The 16271-nt window shown below is 69.8% G+C and carries 12 protein-coding genes; 6 read left to right on the top strand and 6 right to left on the bottom strand.

Annotated features, from left to right (window positions below; translation table 11 throughout):
• Nucleotides 1-128: 128 nt before the first annotated feature.
• The 4 genes from rpsF to rplI all read left to right on the top strand — a co-directional run bounded on the left by rpsF (nt 129) and on the right by rplI (nt 1773).
• Nucleotides 129-419 (top strand): 30S ribosomal protein S6, encoded by a 291-nt coding sequence (gene rpsF / locus GA0070564_RS25080; RefSeq protein ID WP_088643630.1) that lies wholly within the window; start codon nt 129-131, stop codon nt 417-419.
• A gap of 78 nt (nt 420-497) precedes the next feature.
• On the top strand, nt 498-1031 hold the full coding sequence (locus tag GA0070564_RS25075; protein ID WP_172880362.1) for a single-stranded DNA-binding protein: 534 nt from the start codon (nt 498-500) through the stop codon (nt 1029-1031).
• A 41-nt stretch (nt 1032-1072) separates the two neighbouring features.
• Nucleotides 1073-1312 carry a 30S ribosomal protein S18 gene (gene rpsR / locus GA0070564_RS25070; RefSeq protein ID WP_007073789.1) on the top strand — a complete coding sequence of 80 codons (240 nt, stop codon included), beginning with the start codon at nt 1073-1075 and terminating at the stop codon, nt 1310-1312.
• Between the two features lie 14 nt (nt 1313-1326).
• Nucleotides 1327-1773, top strand: coding sequence for a 50S ribosomal protein L9 (gene rplI, locus GA0070564_RS25065; RefSeq protein WP_091613952.1), 447 nt, complete (start codon nt 1327-1329; stop codon nt 1771-1773).
• A gap of 158 nt (nt 1774-1931) precedes the next feature.
• Here the strand turns inward: rplI and GA0070564_RS25060 are convergent, their stop codons facing one another.
• Nucleotides 1932-3578 (bottom strand): hypothetical protein, encoded by a 1647-nt coding sequence (locus GA0070564_RS25060; protein WP_091613949.1) that lies wholly within the window; start codon nt 3576-3578, stop codon nt 1932-1934.
• Between the two features lie 415 nt (nt 3579-3993).
• Here GA0070564_RS25060 and GA0070564_RS25055 point away from each other — a divergent pair, with 415 nt between their 5' ends.
• Nucleotides 3994-6681, top strand: a complete 2688-nt coding sequence (locus GA0070564_RS25055; RefSeq protein ID WP_141714866.1) for a replicative DNA helicase — start codon at nt 3994-3996, stop codon at nt 6679-6681.
• Between the two features lie 5 nt (nt 6682-6686).
• On the opposite strand, the gene GA0070564_RS25050 is transcribed toward GA0070564_RS25055, so the two are convergent.
• The 5 genes from GA0070564_RS25050 to GA0070564_RS25030 form a co-directional block, all read right to left on the bottom strand.
• Complete coding sequence (locus tag GA0070564_RS25050) at nt 6687-7376, bottom strand: maleylpyruvate isomerase N-terminal domain-containing protein (RefSeq protein WP_091614230.1); 690 nt, start codon at nt 7374-7376, stop codon at nt 6687-6689.
• 137 nt (nt 7377-7513) lie between these two features.
• A complete protein-coding gene (locus GA0070564_RS25045; RefSeq protein WP_091613940.1) occupies nt 7514-7921 on the bottom strand; it encodes a TFIIB-type zinc ribbon-containing protein in 408 nt (135 codons plus the stop codon).
• Nucleotides 7922-7940: 19 nt separating this feature from the next.
• A complete protein-coding gene (locus GA0070564_RS25040) occupies nt 7941-8573 on the bottom strand; it encodes a phosphoribosyltransferase (RefSeq protein WP_091613936.1) in 633 nt (210 codons plus the stop codon).
• Nucleotides 8574-8583: 10 nt separating this feature from the next.
• Nucleotides 8584-9903 carry a glycosyltransferase 87 family protein gene (locus tag GA0070564_RS25035; protein ID WP_091613933.1) on the bottom strand — a complete coding sequence of 440 codons (1320 nt, stop codon included), beginning with the start codon at nt 9901-9903 and terminating at the stop codon, nt 8584-8586.
• Nucleotides 9904-9991: 88 nt separating this feature from the next.
• Complete coding sequence (locus GA0070564_RS25030) at nt 9992-12514, bottom strand: putative bifunctional diguanylate cyclase/phosphodiesterase (RefSeq protein ID WP_176730831.1); 2523 nt, start codon at nt 12512-12514, stop codon at nt 9992-9994.
• 541 nt (nt 12515-13055) lie between these two features.
• Here GA0070564_RS25030 and GA0070564_RS25025 point away from each other — a divergent pair.
• Nucleotides 13056-16100, top strand: a complete 3045-nt coding sequence (locus GA0070564_RS25025) for an AfsR/SARP family transcriptional regulator (RefSeq protein ID WP_091613925.1) — start codon at nt 13056-13058, stop codon at nt 16098-16100.
• Nucleotides 16101-16271: the final 171 nt, after the last annotated feature.

Below are 16271 nucleotides of genomic sequence, written 5' to 3'. Positions count from 1 at the left end.
GTCGGGACCGGGTATTCTGGTCCGGTTGTCCGCGTCCGGCCGGGTCCCCCCGGTGCGAGCGGGCCACGACGCAGACCTCCTGCCACGGAAGGACCGTGGCCGCATAGCCCACAGGAGGTGAGCACGTCTTGCGTCATTACGAAGTAATGGTGATCCTCGACCCCAGCCTCGAGGAGCGCACCGTCGCCCCGTCGCTCGACACGTACCTGAACGTGATCCGGACCGCGGGTGGCTCGGTGGAGAAGACCGACGTGTGGGGCCGCCGGCGCCTCGCGTACGAGATCAACAAGAAGGCCGAGGGCATCTACGCCGTCGTTGACCTTCAGGCGACGCCGGAGGCGGTGGCCGAACTCGACCGCCAGCTGCGGCTGAACGAGTCCGTGCTGCGTACCAAGGTCATCCGGCCGGAGATGCGCTAAGCATTCAACCCCGGTTCGCCCGGATCAGCCTCATCGGCACTGTCGTACGGCTCTGAGAGCCTGGGACGGAACTGATGAGTGCGCGAGGAGTTGGTCATGGCAGGAGACACCACCATCACGGTCATCGGCAATCTGACCGATGACCCCGAGTTGCGGTTCACCCCGTCCGGCGCGGCGGTCGCCAAGTTCCGGGTCGCTTCCACGCCCCGGTTCATGGACAAGGCCTCCGGCGAGTGGAAGGACGGCGAGCCACTCTTCCTGGCGTGCACGGTGTGGCGGCAGGCGGCGGAGCACGTCGCCGAGTCGCTGCAGCGGGGCGCCCGCGTGATCGTCTCGGGTCGGCTGCGTCAGCGGTCCTACGAGACCCGCGAGGGTGAGAAGCGCACCGTCATCGAGCTCGAGGTCGACGAGATCGGCCCGTCTCTGCGCTACGCCACGGCGAAGGTGCAGAAGATGTCTCGCTCCGGCGGTGGTGGCGGCGGCTTCGGCTCCGGTGGTGGTGGCAACCAGGGTGGCGGCGGAGGCAACTTCGACGACCCCTGGGCCTCGGCCGCACCCAGTCCCTCCCGCTCCGGTTCGGGCGGCAACTTCGACGAGGAGCCTCCGTTCTAATGGCGCCGAGCGCCCGCGATCGCAAACCAGGAGCAAGGTCAATGGCCAAGGCTGCGGCCCTTCGCAAGCCAAAGAAGAAGGTGAACCCGCTCGACAAGGACGGGATCACCTATATCGATTACAAGGACACCGCGCTGCTGCGCAAGTTCATCTCCGACCGCGGCAAGATCCGCGCTCGGCGGGTGACCGGCGTCACCTCGCAGCAGCAGCGGCAGATCGCCCGTGCGGTCAAGAACGCCCGTGAGATGGCGCTCCTGCCGTACACCGCCACGGCTCGCTGAGAGGGGGCACCGACATGAAGATCATCCTGACTCAGGAGGTGTCCGGCCTCGGCACCCCGGGCGACATCGTCGAGGTGAAGAACGGCTACGGCCGTAACTACCTGCTGCCGCAGGGCTTCGCCATCGCCTGGACCAAGGGCGCGGAGAAGCAGGTCACCCTGATCAAGCGGGCCCGTGGGGCCCGCGAGATCCGCGACCTGGACCACGCCAACGAGGTCAAGGCCCAGCTCGAGGGCCTCAAGGTCAGCCTGAAGGTGCGCGCCGGCGACGGTGGTCGGCTCTTCGGCTCGGTCACCCCGGCCGAGATCGTCGACGCCGTCAAGACCGCCGGTGGCCCGGTCCTCGACCGCCGCCGGCTGGAGGTGCCCGGTCACATCAAGTCGACCGGCACCTACCCGGTCAGCGTCAAGCTGCACCCCGAGGTGTCCGCCAAGTTCGACCTCAACGTCGTCCAGGGCTGACCCACACCGCACGACGGAAAGGCCCGCACCGGTGATCCGGTGCGGGCCTTTCCGCGTCTTCGCGCTGATCTCCGGCTCCGGGTCGGAGGCCCCGACCCAGGCTGGCGACGCACCCGGACGCTCGCCCGCCGGTCCGACGCCCCGCCGCGACCGGCCGGTCAGCCGATCGGTTGACCGGTCACCGCGCTGATCATCACCGTGGAGAGACCCCCACCGACCACCGCCGCGGCCAACGCCACCGTCGCCGACCGCCACGTCGTACCCACCCGACGCAGCACGACCGCCACGACCAGGCTGCTCACCAGCGCCAGCCCGAAGCGCGGCGCGCCCGCCAGCAGCGACCCGAGGGCATGCGCCTGCGGCGAGTCGCAGCCGCCACCACTGATGTCGGTCACGCAACCCGCAGGCGCCTGCCCGTCCAGGGTCAACAGCCAGAGGAAGACCAGTACCGCCGGCACCAGGTAACAGGCCACCGTGTAGACCAGCGGACGCAGCGGACCACCGGGATCCGGATCCAACAGGTCGTCCTCCAGGCGGCGTCCCCAACCCCCGCCGGCCACCGGATCCGTCCGCTGCCGCAACGACCAGGGCTCCGCCGACCCGACGGCCCGACCGACCTGTGCCGTCGGTCGCGCACCGGCCCTCGGTCGGGGCGCCGTGTACGCCACCACCGGCGACCGGGGCGCCGACGACGGCGGGTCCATCCACCGGGGATCGTCACCGGCCAACCGGGTGCCGGTCCAGAACTCCTCCGGCTGCTCGGGCCAGGTCCAGCCCTCACCGGTGGTCGGCTCCGCCGCCCGCGCCGGGTCCGTCCGGTGCCACCGCTCCGCCTCCGAGCGGTCCCGCCGGGCCTCCAGGGACCGGCTCTCCTCCCCGGCCTGACTCCGACGGCTCGCCCTCGGCCCTTCCGATCGACCCGAACCGGCATCGTCGCCCGTCCAGTCACCCGGGCCGGGGCCGGCCCGGTCCCGAACGTCGGCCCGTACGCCACGACCGGCTCGGTCCCACTCCCAGCCGTCGGTCGACTCGCCGGCGTCGGCGTAGCCCGCCCACTGACCGGTGTGCTCGCCCTGGTCCCAGCGCATGGCCGCGCCGGACGGGTCGGACCCCTGCCAGGCGTGTACGCCCGACGCGTCCCACGGGTCCACCGCGGCCGTCTGCTCCGGCTCCACCTCGGCGGTACGACTCCACGGGTCGACGGCCGGCAGGGACTCCGCCGCGGCGCGCCGGGCCCGTCGCGTCCGGCGCTCCGGCTCCGGATCGTCCGGTTCCTCGCCCCCCGACCAGGTCACCTGTGGACGTCGGGAGGCCGAGCGGCGCGGCCGAGCCGTCGGCACCGCCCCGGAGACCGGCTCGTCGGCCGGTTCGGCGCGACGACTGCCGACGTACCCCTGCTCCTGCGGGCGGTCGAAGGTCCACTCGCTGGTGTGCTCCGACTCGGGCCCGGCGCCGATCGCCCGCAGCCCTCCCAGGGTCGGCTCCGCGCGGCGGTCGTATCCGCCGTGCCAGCCCGACCCCGAGGCCGGGCGGTCGTCGCCCTCACCCTCGTCGTCCGGCGCGGCGTGCCGCCCGCGGCCGTCCGGATGGGCGATGCCCGACTCCACGGCCCAGCGGGGCAGGTAGGAATCGACCGCCTCCCGGGGGCCGCGGTCGAGGGCCCGCCGTCGGGCCGGAGCGCGGCGAACATCCGGGTCGACGGAGTACGGGTCGGCCGGGAGCGTCTCGCGGGGGTCGTCCCAGCCGGCGATCGGCTGACGCGCGCGCGGGCTGCCCTCCCCGCGCTCCCAGTCCCGGTAACTCACGGCCGGAGCGTGACCCTTCTCAACCGAAAGCGCAATCCGCTGTCCAGGTGTAACCGATCGTAGGAGATAGTACGGGAAAACCTGCCGGGCAGCTTCACCAGAAAATCCTCATCCACAGGGTGGGGATCAAGTTTTCCCAGCTCAAAGGCGATGTGGACAGAATTCCCCCAAGGTTTTCCACAAGCTGTGCACATCCTGCGCACATGCTTGTGCACCGGCATCCACAGGTTGTCCCGAGGCTCGTCCACCGGTGTGGTTGGGCTCTGACCTCGGGTTCCGTATCGTGGGGCACCGACCGGTCGCGCGATGGCCCCCGATCGACCGGACCGGTCCGGATCGGAAGTTGTCGCACCCGAGCGGTAGAGCTGGTAGTCGACGTTGCAGTGGAGGGGGATCCGTGTCGGTCACCGACGACATGCGGGCGGAGCCCCGGGGTGGCGGACAGTCGGCCGCCCCCGCACCCCGCGACGGCCAGTTCGAGCCACGTGAAGGTCAGTTCGAGAAGACCCCGCCGCAGGACGTCGCCGCCGAGCAGTGCGTGCTCGGCGGCATGCTGCTCTCCAAGGACGCCATCGCCGACGTCGTCGAGATCCTGAAGACCACCGACTTCTACCGGCCGGCGCACGCCACCATCTTCGACAAGATCCTCGACATCTACGGTCGGGGCGAGCCGGCCGACGCGATCACCGTGGCGGCGGCCCTGGCCGACTCCGGCGACCTCGCCCGGATCGGCGGCGCGCCCTACCTGCACACCTGCATGTCCGCCGTGCCGACCGCGGCGAACGCCTCCTACTACGCCCGGATCGTCGCCGAGCGCGCCGTGCTGCGCCGGCTGGTCGAGGCCGGCACCCGGATCGTCCAGCTCGGCTACGGCACCGCGGCCGGTGGCAGTCGGGACGTCGACGACGTCGTCGACCTGGCCCAGCAGGCGGTCTACGAGATCACCGAGAAGCGGGTCAGCGAGGACTTCGCCGTCCTGGCGGACATGCTCCAGCCGACCCTGGACGAGATCGAGGCGGTCGGTGCGCAGGGTGGGGTGATGACCGGCGTGCCGACCGGCTTCACCGACCTGGACCGGCTGCTCAACGGCCTGCACCCGGGTCAGTTGATCATCGTGGCGGGCCGGCCTGGTTTGGGCAAAAGTACGGCAAGTATGGACTTTGCCCGAAATGCGGCTATCAGAGCCAACCAGGCGGCGGCGATCTTCTCGCTGGAAATGAGCAAGGTCGAGATCGTCATGCGACTCCTCTCGGCCGAGGCGCGGGTGCCGCTGCACGTGCTGCGCAGTGGTCAGCTCTCCGACGACGACTGGACCAAGCTGGCCCGATGCATGGGCGAGATCAGCGAAGCGCCGCTCTTCGTCGACGACACGCCGAGCATGAACCTGATGGAGATCCGGGCCAAGGCGCGCCGGCTCAAGCAGAAGCACGACCTCAAGATGATCGTGGTCGATTATCTCCAGCTGATGACCTCGCCGAAGCGCACCGAGAGCCGACAGCAGGAGGTCGCCGACCTGTCTCGTGGCCTGAAGCTGCTGGCCAAGGAGGTCGAGTGCCCGGTGATCGCGGTCAGCCAGCTGAACCGTGGCCCGGAGCAGCGCACCGACAAGCGACCCCAGCTGTCCGACCTGCGGGAGTCTGGCTGCCTTACTGCGGAGACGAGGCTGATCCGGGCGGACAACAACTCGGAGATCACGCTCGGGGAACTGCTCGCGACCGGGGCCAAGGAGATTCCGGTCTGGGCGCTCGACGAGAATCTTCGTTACGCCCCGCGAACCATGACCCATGTCTTCCCCAGTGGAACCAAGGAAACCTTCCGGATGACACTTGCGTCCGGCAAGCAGATCGACGCGACGGCCAATCACCCGTTCCTGACCTTCGGGGGCTGGGTTCCGCTCGGGGAGCTGGCGCCAGGTGCCCGACTGGCCACCCCGAGACACATTCCGCCACCCATGATGGTTCGCCCCTGGGCAGAGCCGGAGGTGGTGATGCTCGCGCACCTGCTCGGCGACGGGTCGTTCGTCCGACGGCAACCCATCCGCTACGCCAGTTGCGACGAGGAGAACCTGCGGGCCGTCACCGAGGCCGCGAAGCACTGGGGGATCACCCCCATTCGCGATGACTATGCGGCCGCCCGCGTGACAACGCTGCGACTCCCTGCCCCCTACCGGCTGGCTCGTGGACGACGTAATCCGATCGCCGAATGGCTCGACGGGCTGGGGCTGTTTGGCCTGCGGTCGCACGAGAAGTTCCTCCCCCAATCCATCTTCAGCTTGCCAAAGGAGCAGGTGACGATCTTCCTTCGGCATCTCTGGGCCACGGACGGTTCAGTCTGTGTGAACAAGTCGGGTCGGGGCGGTCGGGTGTACTTCTCGTCGACCAGTCGACGGATGCTGGAGGACATCTCCCGACTCCTGCTCCGATACGGGATCACCGCTCGACTCAAGGTCGTGCCGGTCGAGCGTCACCGGCCGCAGTACACCCTCGACATCTCCGGGCGGGACGATCAGCTGCGGTTCCTGCGGGAGATCGGCGTCCACGGCGAGCGCGGGAGCAACTGCACCACACTTCTCGCGTCCTTGGAGTCGATGGAGAGCAACACCAACGTGGATACCGTTCCCACCGATGTGTGGACCCGCGTCCGCGAGATTCTCGTCGAGCAGGGCATGAGCCATCGTGAGTTCGCGAAGGCGATCGGGACTCAGTTCTGTGGTGGCACCCTGTGGAAGCACGCGCCCAGCCGGTCCCGCTTGGCGCGGATCGCCGCTGTACTCGATGCAGCTGACCTTGACCTGCACGCCACGAACGACATCTTCTGGGATGAGGTCGTCTCGATCGAGTCCCTGGGCGAGCGGGACGTCTTCGACGCGACGGTGCTCGGCAAGCACAACTTCATCGCCAACGGGATCGCCACCCACAACTCGATCGAGCAGGACGCCGACGTGGTGATTCTGCTGCACCGGGACGACTACTACGACAAGGAATCCCCCAGAGCGGGCGAAGCGGACTTCATTGTTGCTAAGCACAGAAATGGTCCGACCGATAGCATTACGGTTGCGGCTCAGCTGCACTTGTCCCGGTTCGTTGACATGGCGATCGTCTGACCTGCTCAGCCGAGCAGGGGGAACCAGCCGGCCGCCTCGCCCAACTCCACCCGGTCCCGCTCGCCGAGCGGTTCCCGCCCAGTGGCCTTGAGCAGATACTCCACGTCGTCCCACCCGCAGGGTCGGACCGCGTCGTCGCTGAGCAGCCCGTCCATGGTGGCCACGGCCACCGCGGTGGCCAGCTGCCCGGGCATGGGCGCGTCCGGCAGGTCGAGCACCAGGTCGAGATGGTGCACGACCGCCTCGGTGGTCAGCGTGGCCAGGAAGTCCGGCACTCGCAGCACGTGCCCCTGGGTGGTGACGCAGCCCGTCGGGTCGGGGCCGTGCACGATCGCAGCGGCGGCGCGTACGGCGGCCGGGGCGGTGTCGGTCCAGAGCCGGACGATTCCGCTCGGCCGGTCGAAGGCGGCGGCCGACCGGCGGACCCACCAGGCGTGCCGGGCACCGTCGTCGCTGCGGGGTGGAAAGGACCGCCAGTAGCTGACGTCGTCGACGTCGGGTGGCCCGTCGGCGGGGCTGGCCAGGGTGACCAGGGCCCGCTGCGCGTCACACAGCAGGTGGAACAGCAGGTCGGCGACGACCCAGCCCCGACAGCGGGTCGGTCGTTGCAGGTCGGCGTCGTCGAGGTCGGCGACCACCCGGATGATCCCGTCGTAGGCCTGTGCCAGCCTGATGTGCTGCCCCTGCGGCGTCATGCGCAGCAGCGTCGCACGGCGGAGCCCGGCCGGCACGCCGACGATCCGAGCGGAGGCCGTCGGCCCGCCAACCATCAGGACACGAGTCGGCAAGCCGGGCGCGGGCCGGGCGTGGAGCCCGACCCGCGCGGGAGTGGTCAGCCGAACATCTCGTCGAGGAAGCTCTTGTGCTTCTTGCGCTTGTAGTGGCCGTGGTAGCCGTAGTGCTGCTGCTGCCCGTGGCCGCCGTACGCCGGCTGCGGCGGGTAGCCGTGACCGGGCGGCGGCGGGGGCGGGGGCGGCACCGCCCCGTAGCCCGGCTGGTGTGCCGGCGGCGGTGGCGGCGCGTACCCGCCCTGGGTGTGGGTGTGCTGGCCGGGTGCGGGCTGCGCGGGCGGCTGGCCGGGCTGCTGCTGGTTCCAGTTGGCCTCGGCCTCGAACAGCTTCTCGAGTTCACCGCGGTCGAGGAAGATCCCCCGGCACTCGGTGCACTGGTCGATGACGACTCCGCTGCGCTCGTACTGGCGCATGTCTCCGTGACACTTGGGACAGGTGAGCTGCATTATCCGAAGGTACCCGGCCGGGTCACCCGACTGCCGCCAGCGCGTCGGTCACCTCGTCGTCGGAGACCTCGTGGAAGTCGTCGTAGTAGGCGCTGACCGCGCCGAACTCGGGGGGCTTTTGGGCGCAGACGACCTGGTCGGCCTCGGCGGCGAGCATCTCGTACGCCTCCTGGGCGCCGACCGGCACGGCGACGATGACCCGGTGGGCGCCGAGTTGCCGGGCCACCTCGACGGCAGCGCGGGCGGTGGCGCCGGTGGCGAGCCCGTCGTCGACGATGACGGCGGTGCGGCCGGTGAGGTCGAGGGGTGGGCGGCCGGCCCGGTAGCGCGCCTCACGGCGGTCCAGCTCGGCCTGCTCGCGGCGCTGCACGTCGGCGATGGTGTCGGCGTCGAGCCGGGCGGCGACCAGGTCGTTGAGGACGCGTACGCCACCGGGGCCGAGTGCGCCGAAGGCCACCTCGGGCGCCCAGGGCATGCCCAGTTTGCGGACGACGAGGATGTCGAGCGGGGCACCGAGCCGCTCGGCCACCACCCGGGCGACGGGTACGCCGCCGCGGACCAGGCCGAGCACGATGACGTCGGACTGCCCGGTGAGGGCGGTGAGCCGGTCGGCGAGCTGGTTGCCGGCGTCCTCACGATCGCGGTAGGTGCTCATGTCTCCAGGTCTACGCCCTGTGGCCGCTGCGTGCCTCCGAGTCGGGGGAACCGGCGGCCGGCTCGCGGGCCAGGGCGGGTGCCCAGGCCAGCAGGGCGAGCGGATAGAGCAGGTAGCCGAATCGCGTGGAGGGCATCAGCAGGATCGCGGCGAGCAGACCGTACCCGCAGATGAGGGCGGCGGCCGTGGCCGTGCGGGGCGGGCGGCGGACGAGCCGGACGGCGATGGCCGCTCCGGCGGCGACCAGCAGCACCGCGGCGACGACCCGGCCGGCGGGCAGCGCGCTGGCGATCAGGTGGCCGGGGAAGGGGGAGGCGGCGGGGCTGGTCACCAGACCGTGGCCGAGGGGGAAGCGGAGCACGTTCTCCACCAGGGCGTCGCGGTCGACGAGCAGGGGCGGGACCAGGGCGATCAGCGGCAGGCCGAGGGCGCCGACGGTGAACCGGCCGGCGGATCGGCGGGTGGCGGCCCAGCAGAGCAGGACCACGGCGACCGGCCAGGCGAAGAGCTTCAGGGCGCCGGCCACACCGACGGCCACGCCGGCCGCGCCGGGCCGGCCGGTGGCGGCGTAGGCCAGGGCCAGCAGGCAGAGCGCGAGGACGGGCAGGTCGTCGCCGCCGGTGGCAAGGGTGAGCGCGCAGATCGGCAGGACGGTTGCGGCCTGCACCCCGCGCAGCAGCAGGTCGCCGCCGGGCCGGTCCACCGGTCGGCCGGTGTGTCTCAGGATGACCACCGCCAGGGCGAGGACCACGGCCGTGACCAGTGCGAACCAGACCCGCGAGTCGGTCCACCAGGCGTCGACGGCGGCCCGGGGCAGCCCGAACAGGGCCATGCCCGGCTGGTAGGGCGTGTAGCCGAGGAGCCGTTCGTCGGCGGGGAGCGCGGCGATGGCGTCGTGCCCGAGGTAGGGAGTGCCGTGCGTGGTGAGCCGGTCGCCGGCGTGCTCGACGACCAGCACCTCCTCCTGTGCGCGGTCGGTGCGCCCGGCGGCCCGTTGGACGCTCTGCACGACCAGGGGCAGCAGGGCGGTGGCCGCCCAGGCGACTGCGGTGACCGCCCAACGGGCCCGGCCGCCGACCGGTGGCGACCCGGGGTGGCGCCGGTGGAGCAGCAGTTGACCGGCGGCGACCAGCGCCACGACCAGGTAGCCGGCGGTGGCGACGGCGCCCCAGGCCCGGTGCGGCGGGAGCGTGGAGGTCGCGGCGGTGACCGCGGCGAAGGCGGCGGAGACCGCGTAGAGAGTGAGGTCGAGGGCGAGACCGCCGCCAGCGGAATCGAGCCGCCGCCAACGGTCCGGGCCGGCGACGGGTTGGGTGGGGGCGACGGTCACGCGGGCAAGTCTGGCAGACGGCCCCGACGCCACCGTCCATGATCAGCCCGATCCGCGGCAACCGGGGAATCTGGTGGACGAGCCCGGTTCAGGCGGGGAGGTTCGGGGTGCCGGCCGCCCGGTTCCGGGGACCGCCGGGCCGCCGCCCGGGCAGGCGGATCACCGCGCCGGCGTCGTGCAGTGGCCGGGCCAGCAGGCCCGGCCGACCGCCGGAGCCGCGGCGCAGCGCGGCGAGCAGCGCGCCGGCGGGCAGCGGCCGGGCGAAGAGATGTCCCTGTCCGGCGACGCAACCCAGCTCCCAGAGCGCGTGCCGCTGCGGTTCGTTCTCCACCCCCTCGGCGACCACGTCCAGGTGCAGGCTGCGGCCGAGGTCGAGGGTCGAGCGAATCACGGCGGCCGCCTCGGTGGAGGTCGCCATCGCGTCCACGAAGCTGCGGTCGATCTTGAGTTCGTGCACCGGGATGCGGGAGAGCAGCGACAGGGAGGAGTAGCCGGTGCCGAAGTCGTCGAGGGCGAGCCGCACCCCGGCGTCCCGCAACCGGCTGAGCACCCGGTCGACCACGTCCAGCTGGCTGAGCGTCAGCGTCTCGGTCAACTCCAGCACCAGCCGGTCGGGGGGCAGGTCGTGGGCCCGCAGCCGGGCCAGCACCGCGCCCGGGAACCGGGCGTCGAGCAGGCTGCGCGGCGACACGTTCACCGACACCGGCAGGTCGAACCCGGCGTCCCGCCAGCTGCGGGCGGCGGTCAGCGCCTGGTCGAGGATCGCCTCCGCGAACGCCGGCAACAACCCGGAGCGTTCCACCGCCTCCAGGAACCGCAGCGGGTCGATCAGCCCGTGCGTGGGGTGGTGCCAGCGGGCCAGCGCCTCCGCGCCGGTCACCTCGCCGCTGCCCAGGTCGACGATCGGCTGGAAGTTGACGGTGAACTCGTGGTCGGCCACCGCCCGCGGCAACTCGCCGCCCAGGGTGAGCCGGCCCAGGTCGGCGGTGTCCCGGGTCGGGGCGTACGTGGCGATCCGCTGCCCGGCCCGCTTGGCCTGGTACATCGCGACGTCCGCGCGGCGCAGCAGCTCCGGCATGCCGCCGCTGGCCGGCGCGGCGGCGATGCCGCCGCTGGCCTCCACGCTGATCCGCATGCCGTCCAGGTCGAACGGCTCGTGCAGGGCCGCCAGCAGCGTCTCGGCCCGGTGCGCGGCCACCGCGGGGGCCGGCAGAACCCGCAGGAGTACGGCGAACTCGTCGCCACCCAGCCGGGCCACCAGGTCCTCGGGGCGGGTGGCGGCGCGCAACCGCTCGGCGACCTGGATCAGCACCTGGTCACCGGCCGAGTGCCCGAGGGTGTCGTTGACCTCCTTGAAGTGGTTGAGGTCGATCAGCACCAGGGCGGTCACCCCCTCGGCGTGCCGGTTGCCGAGCTGTTCGGTGCCCTGCTCCAGCAGGTGCCGGCGGTTCGACAGGCCGGTCAACGCGTCGTGGGTGGCGGCGTGCGCGTGGGCCTCGGCCACCCGGGCCAGCTCAGCGTACGCCTGCGCGTTGCGGACGGCCGTGCAGAGCGCGGAGGCGAACGTCCGCAGGGTGTACTGCTCCCGTTCGGAGAGCTCGACCGGCCCGCGGAACCGCAGCCGCAGGACGCCCACGTCCGCGCTGCCGTCGTGCCCCTCCAGGGCGGCCGGGATGACCATCCCGGTGACCTCGCTGGCCTCCTCGCCGGAGCCGTCGTAGCCGAGGGCGTCGGCGGTGCCGCGGACCACCCGGCCGCCGTCGCGCAGCTCGATCTCCACCTCGTCGGCGGAGAAGAGCGCCGCGGCCTGGGTGACGGCCGTGGTCAGGACCTTGTCCAGGTCGACCACGTTGAGGGCGTCGGTGGTACGGGCCAGGCGCTGCCACGCCTGCTGCTCGGTGCGGGTGCGGATCCGGGTGGAGTAGGCGAGGTGCAGGCTGAGCACCAGCGGGGGGACGGCGAGGAGCAGGCGGGGGTCAGACCGTAGCAGTATCAAGGAACTGGCGGCCACGATGAATCGCACCGCGAAACCGGCGAGCCGGAGGTCCAGGTTGCTTCGGAATTGTTGCGAGATTCTGCCGCCCGACGCCAACGCGATGACCGGAATGGCCAGTACCTCATCGAGCACGGTTGCGACCAGATAAGCGACGCCCAGAACACCGATGGTCCGGGGAATGTCCGCGCTTTGTGTCCAGTGCAGAGCCGCAAGCGTCGTTCCAGCACCGAACGCCACGATGATGTTCTTGCTTACGCCGAAGGCGATCTTGACCGGTGCAAGGCGGAGCGAGGCCAGGGCGACGCCGACACCGGTGCACAGAAGCACCCAGGGCGTGGGCGCGAGGGCCGCTCCTACCACGATCGCTGTCTCGTTCCAGCTGATCAGGTGGACGGCGGAGCGGATGCGGATGCGGGCCTTGACGAACGTTCCCAGTGAGATCAGAAGGACGAGCCCCAGGATCATCGTGGCCGAGTCCAGGGAAGGGTGTACAAGATCCCTGCGAACAGTCCAGAGCGCCGCGACCGCAAGGCAGGAGGCGAGAACGACGACGAGACCGACGAGCAGCCGAAGCCGCTGGTCGGTCTCATTTTCGCGTCGCCCGGTAAGAGTCACAGCACTCCCGGTCAGCTAAGTCGCCTGACCGCAGCCTAGCGTGTAAAAGCTGCAGGTCCTATGCCGGATTTCAGCCCCAGTCATTGCCGCGCATATCCCTGCCTCCTCCGCCCCCGGATGCCTGTCGTTCGCGCGACATGCACCGCTTCGTCAGTGAATGCGAGCTTAGGCTAGAGTCAGACTAGTTGGTGAGGATATATGTTACAATATTCAACATTAGCGAATAGATTAGCTGTCGGTCACTTTCCGTTGACGCGACAGTGCGCAGGGCATTCAAGTCCCCACTTTCCGTGCCCGTCTCACTGCAGATCGCTGCGATCTCTGATTACTCGAGGCGCTCCATCAGTCTCGCGGCTGTTCGACGATGGCCTCATCCCTTCTTCAGTCGAAGCTCCGCGCGGGGTTAGCGGGAAGCACGGCTGAAAAGTGGACCTGCTATCCGGTGGTGGGTGGTGTGTAGGCGTCGCTGACGGATCCATCCGGTGATCGCTAGACTTCACTGGTAGTCACCTGGCCCCGACCCTCCGGAGTTGCTGCCGTCATGGAGATACAGGTTCTCGGGGGCCTTGCGGCGCGGACGAATGGCATCACTCTCCGTCTCGGTACGCCCAAGCAGCAGGCTGTGCTTGGCATGCTGGCGGTCCATGCGGGGAGACTGATCACCACGCCCCAGTTGGTGGACGAGTTGTGGCCCGATGACCCACCCCGGTCCGCAGTGGCGAACCTGCGCACCTATGCCGCGAGTCTCCGGCGTACCTTCAGATCGGCAGGGGCAGCCGAAGGGTCTCTCGTCAGGGAGGGCGACGGTTATCGCCTCTCCATCGACAAGGTCTCCGTCGATGTGGTTCGAGTAGTGCAGGGGCACGCCGAAGCCCGGGAGTTGATTCGCGCGGGGCGCCCGGAGAAGGCCGTCGAGGTGCTGACCCGCGCCCTACGGTCATGGCACCACCCTCTCCTCGCCGGTGTGCGGGTGGGACCGCTTCTGTCGGCACGGCGAGAGGCGGTCGCGCAGGAGCGGCTAGCGGCGATTGAGCTGCTCACTGAGTTGCACATCAAGTCCGGTCGGTCCGACCTGGCTCTGCTGCTGCTCCGGCCTGAGGCTGGGGAGCAGCCGGTCCGCGAGCGATTACAGGCACTTCTCATGCGGGCTCTGGTCGAAACCGACGACCTTGCCGGCGCTCGCGCCGTCTACGACGAGACGCGCCGGGCTCTCGAAGACCAATTGGGCGTGACTCCCGGAGCGGAGCTTGAGCAGCTTTACCGCTCGATCATGGAAGGTCGACGGGCCCAGTCGCCGCTCGCTCTGAGCCGCGATGGTCTGCTCGCGGCGCCTGCTGCCGGAGGAAGGACCGCGGGCGCCGCCGCCTGGCTGCCCCGGTCCATCACCGACTTCGTCGGACGCACGGGGGTGATTGGCGCTCTCCTCAGGGACATCGACCGGTCACGGTCGAGTGCACCGGTGGTCCGAGTAATCGACGGCATGGCGGGCTGCGGTAAGACCACCCTCGCCGTACATCTCGCGCGCCTGCTGCTCCCGCAGTACCCGGACGCCCAGCTCTTCATCGATTTGCGGGGGCACGGCGGTGCCACTCCGCTGTCCCCTGCCGTAGCACTTCTGACCCTGCTTCGGCAGCTAGGTGTGCCCGCAGGTCGGATCCCGACCGATCTCGAAGGTCGTATCGAGCTGTGGCGGCGCGAGCTGAGCCGCGGCCGAGTGATCATCATCTTGGACAACGCAGCTGATAGTCAGCAGATCATTCCGCTGATGCCGACCGAGGTCGGCTCGGTCGTACTCGTGACCACCCGACGGAAGCTCTTCATGCCCGAGGCCGGGCCGCCGGAATCGCTGGCCGTGCTCACGCCTGCCGAGGCGGTGGAGTTGCTTGCCGTGACGGCGGGCCGTGAAAGGGTGGCCGCAGAACCAGCAGCAGCTGCCGAGGTGGTCCGGTTCTGTGGTCACCTGCCACTGGCGATCCGTCTGGCGGGGGCCCGATTGGCGCACAGGGGAGCCTGGCGGGTGGCGGATCTGGCGCGGCAGCTCTCTTCCGGCAGGGGAGCGATCGACCATCTGGCGGTGGAGGACCGGACGGTGGCAGGTGCCTTCGCTGCCTCTTATCAGCCGTTGAGCAGGAAGACCAAATGCACCTTCCGAATGATCGCCCTCCATCCCGGCAGCGATTTCAGTTTGCCGATGGCAGCGGCGCTCGCGGATCTCCCGCTCGATGAGACATCTGACTCACTGGATGAACTACTCGACCGGCACCTGTTGGAGGAAGTTGGCGACGGGCGGTTCCGCCTACACGATCTGATGCGGCGGTACGCGTCGGAGCTATCTCAGCAGGTAGATCCGCCGTCGGTGCGAACCGAGGCGGCTGATCGCCTTCTCGATCTCTGCGTACGGGCGGCGCTGGTCGTCGCTGAAACACTGGAGCCCCGCCCGGCGTCACTCCAGCTGTTGCCCGGCCTACCCCCACGCCCAGACCTGATCGAGGAACTTGGACCCCTGGGGGTGGAGTGGCTCGAGCGAGAGAGGCTGAACCTGACGATGATGGTTCGGTTCGCCGAGAGCGCCGGCAGGGATGAGTACGCGTGGCGACTGGCCAGGGCCATCTGGCGCTTTTGTTACATGCGCAGTTACTTCGACGACATACTTACCACGCATCAATTCGGCCTAGCTGCTGCCGAGCGGTCCGGCGATCGAGCCGCGGTCGCCCTGATGCAGAACTACCTGGCATCAGCTTATGTGCGGACCAGCAACTACCCGATGGCACAACGGCTGGTCGAGTCCGCCATCGCGGCTTACACCGCGCTCGGTGATGCGCAGAATCTTGCTCGTTTCCGAGGAAACCTTTCGGCGATCTACTGGCTGACCGGCGAGATCGGGGCGGCGATCCGACTGAGTAGAGCCCTCGTCGAGGAGGAGAAGCGTGAGCCGGCGCTGGACCTGACCCTCATACTGCCCAATCTCGGCATCGCACTGTGCGTAGCTGGCCGGTACCAGGAGTCGCTCGAAGTTCATCGCCTCCATCTCTGGCTCTCCCGAGTCAGAGCAGACGATTTTCACCGGTTGAACGCCCTTGCCCACCTAGGGACGGTCAAGATCCGTCTAGGGCAGTTCGAGTCCGCGGTACGTCTGCTGAGGGCCTCCCTGAACCTGCGGCGCAGGACCGGTCATCGATATGGCGAGCCAGAGGTTCGAGCGGATCTTGGTGCTGCCCTCAGAGGGCTCGGCCAACTGCGAGAAGCGCGCCATGAGCACGAAACGGCCCTGGAGTTGGCGAGAGACTACGGTGAGCGCCACGCGGAGTGTGTGGCACTGAACGAGTTGGGCCGCACCCTCGAGGCTGAAGGTGGGGCGGAGTCGGCGCTGCGCGCCCACCAGCAGGCGCTGAAGTTGGCAACTCGGATCGATCATCGGTTCGAGCAGGGGCGAGCCTTGGCGGGAATCGCCGAACTTGTCGCAGCCACACACTCCGATGAGGCGCGCCGGCACTGGCTGCGGTCGCTGGCGATCTTCGAACGGATGGGCGTCCCGGAGCGCTTCGAGGTCCAGCGCCGCCTCGACCAGTTCCCCACACGTCGCTGAGCTGCATGAACAGTCTTATCGATTTCTTATCGCGCCGCTCGGTACCGTTCCCACGATCGGTCAACGGGGGAGGTCCTGGTCCGGGGGTGGACCGGGCCGACGAGACGCCCGCCGCTGGTTTCCCCAGCGATCGGCAGCGGGTGACAGAGGGAGGGGCGCCGCTCAGCACCC

Source organism: Micromonospora mirobrigensis (assembly GCF_900091555.1).
Classification (GTDB): domain Bacteria; phylum Actinomycetota; class Actinomycetes; order Mycobacteriales; family Micromonosporaceae; genus Micromonospora; species Micromonospora mirobrigensis.
The sequence above is the reverse complement of the archived record's forward strand: the minus strand, read 5'-3'. Positions and strand labels throughout refer to the sequence as shown.